Source organism: Pseudomonas sp. SH10-3B (assembly GCF_019891415.1).
Taxonomy (GTDB): domain Bacteria; phylum Pseudomonadota; class Gammaproteobacteria; order Pseudomonadales; family Pseudomonadaceae; genus Aquipseudomonas.
Genome location: NZ_JAFLXD010000104.1, coordinates 1 through 2,217 on the forward strand (window position 1 = coordinate 1; position 2,217 = coordinate 2,217).

Consider the following 2,217-nt stretch of genomic DNA (forward strand, 5'->3'; position numbering starts at 1 on the left):
TGCCGAGTGTTGGGGCAAGAGCCTTTTTGGTTACTTTTGGGGCTCTTTTCCAAAAGTGACCCGCCGTAAGGGCGGAACCATAGGTAGCCGTGACCGCAGCAACGGATATGTACTCAATCAAATCCAACGACATGGTCGGCCCGAAGGCCGCCACGGGAGCAAGTCGAATCGTCGCACCGCCCCTCCCACATTTGGACCGCGTTACCTTCAGTAGACGATCGGCACCGGTGCTCCAGCCATCCGAGCACGTTGCCGGAAGCTGAGCAGGTAGCAGAGCAACCCCATCAGAAAGCTCACCCCACTGACCAACCGCGCCCAGAACAGTCCCTGCAAATGCTCCACAGTGGCCATGAACGGCAAGGCCACCCCGTCCACCTGCCAGCGTTGCAGCCAGACTTGCACGGCCCCGGCGGCGGTGAGGAACAGCGTGATCATCACCATCGACAGCACCATCATCCAGAAGCCCCAGATCTCGAGGGTCTGCGAACGCGCGTCCGGCGCTTCACCGATACCGCGCAGGCGTGGCATGGCGTAGCTGATCAGTGTCATCACGATCATGGCGTAGGCACCGAAGAACGCCAGGTGCCCGTGGGCGGCGGTGAGTTGGGTGCCGTGGGTGTAGAAGTTGACCGGTGCCAGGGTGTGCAGGAAACCCCACACGCCCGCGCCGAAGAACGCCGTGACCGTGGTGCCCTTGGCCCACAACGTCGCCGCGCGGTTGGGGTGCTGGCGCCGACGTTGCTTCACCATGGTGAAGGCGAACATCACCATCGCCAGGAACGGCAGCGGCTCCAGGGCCGAGAAGATCGAACCGACCCACAGCCACACCTCAGGCGCACCGATCCAGAAGAAGTGGTGACCGGTGCCGATGATCCCGGTGATCAAGGCCATGGCGATGATCACGTACAGCCATTTCTCCACCACTTCGCGGTCGACGCCGGTGACCTTGATCAGCACGAAAGCCAGCATCGACCCCATGATCAGTTCCCACACGCCTTCGACCCAAAGATGCACCACCCACCACCAGTAGAACTTGTCCCGCGCCAGGTTGCCGGGGTTGTAGAAGGAGAACAGGAAGAACACCGCGAGGCCGATCAGCCCGGTCATCATCACCATGCTGACGGTGGTCTTGCGGCCCTTGAGCAGGGTCATGCCGATGTTGTACAGAAAGCCCAGGCACACCACGACGATGCCCATTTTGGTGATGGTCGGTTGCTCCAGGAACTCGCGCCCCATGGTCGGCAGCAGCTCGTTGTGGGTCAACCTGGCCAGCGCCGCATACGGCACCAGCAGGTAGCCGAGGATGGTCAACACCCCGGCGGCGGCGAACACCCAGAACAGAATGATCGCCAGTTTCGGGCTGTGCAGCTCGCGTTCGGCCTCCTCGGGTATCAGGTAGTAGGCCGCGCCCATAAAGCCGAACAGCAGCCACACGATCAGCAGATTGGTGTGGACCATCCGCGCCACGTTGAAGGGGATCAACGGGAACAGAAAGTCGCCGATGACGTATTGCAGGCCCATGATCAAACCGAACAGCACCTGACCGAGAAACAGGATCAGGGCGAACACAAAGTAGGGTTTGGCCACGGCCTGGGATTGGAATTTCAAGTATGGATTGGCACTGCGCATGGCTCAGCCCTCCTTGTTCGGTGGCCAGTTATTGGTATTGATCTTCGAGCTCCATTTGAGGAACTCGGCCATATCGTCCACCTCCTGGTCACTGAGATTGAATTGCGGCATGGCCCGCCGCCCCGGTACACCCAGGGGCTGCATCTTCATCCAGGCATGCAGGAACGGCTTGAACCCTTCTTCGCCGCCCCGGCGCTTGAACACATTGCCCAGCTCCGGCGCGAAATAAGCGCCCTCGCCCAGCAAGGTGTGGCAGCCGACGCAGTTGTTGCGCTCCCAGACGCCTTTGCCGCGCACGACGGATTCGGTGAGTTGGTCGACGTTGCTGCGGGCGGGAAAGGTTTGTTCGGTGTGGTAGGTCAGGGCCAGGAAAATCAGGAAGAAGAACACGCTTCCTCCGAAGTAGATATTCCTGGCCATGCCCTTGGTGAAGGTCTCTGACATGGTCGCTTCCTCATTGCTTGGCCAGGGGATGATAGGGAGGTGGGGGGTGGAAACTGCTTGATGGCGATCAAGAATTGTTGATGGTTTTGGTGCTGATCAAGGTCACCGGCGTCGACCGCGAAGTGGTGGAGAAATGGCTGTACG

The 2,217-nt window shown here is 60.3% G+C and carries 2 protein-coding genes; both read right to left on the minus strand.

Annotated elements, in window-relative coordinates; all coding sequences use genetic code 11:
• Positions 1-207 precede the first annotated feature (207 nt).
• Positions 208-1,629 (minus strand): cbb3-type cytochrome c oxidase subunit I, encoded by a 1,422-nt coding sequence (locus J1G35_RS30505; protein WP_223016860.1) that lies wholly within the window; start codon positions 1,627-1,629, stop codon positions 208-210.
• A gap of 3 nt (positions 1,630-1,632) precedes the next feature.
• Positions 1,633-2,073 (minus strand): cytochrome c, encoded by a 441-nt coding sequence (locus J1G35_RS30510; protein WP_027607193.1) that lies wholly within the window; start codon positions 2,071-2,073, stop codon positions 1,633-1,635.
• Between the last annotated feature and the right edge of the window lie 144 nt (positions 2,074-2,217).

Bases quoted from the DNA above. Each gene is read 5' to 3' on its own strand.
- J1G35_RS30505 (WP_223016860.1), bottom strand. From the start codon at position 1,629: ATGCGCAGTGCCAATCCATACTTGAAATTCCAATCCCAGGCCGTGGCC.
- J1G35_RS30510 (WP_027607193.1), bottom strand. From the start codon at position 2,073: ATGTCAGAGACCTTCACCAAGGGCATGGCCAGGAATATCTACTTCGGA.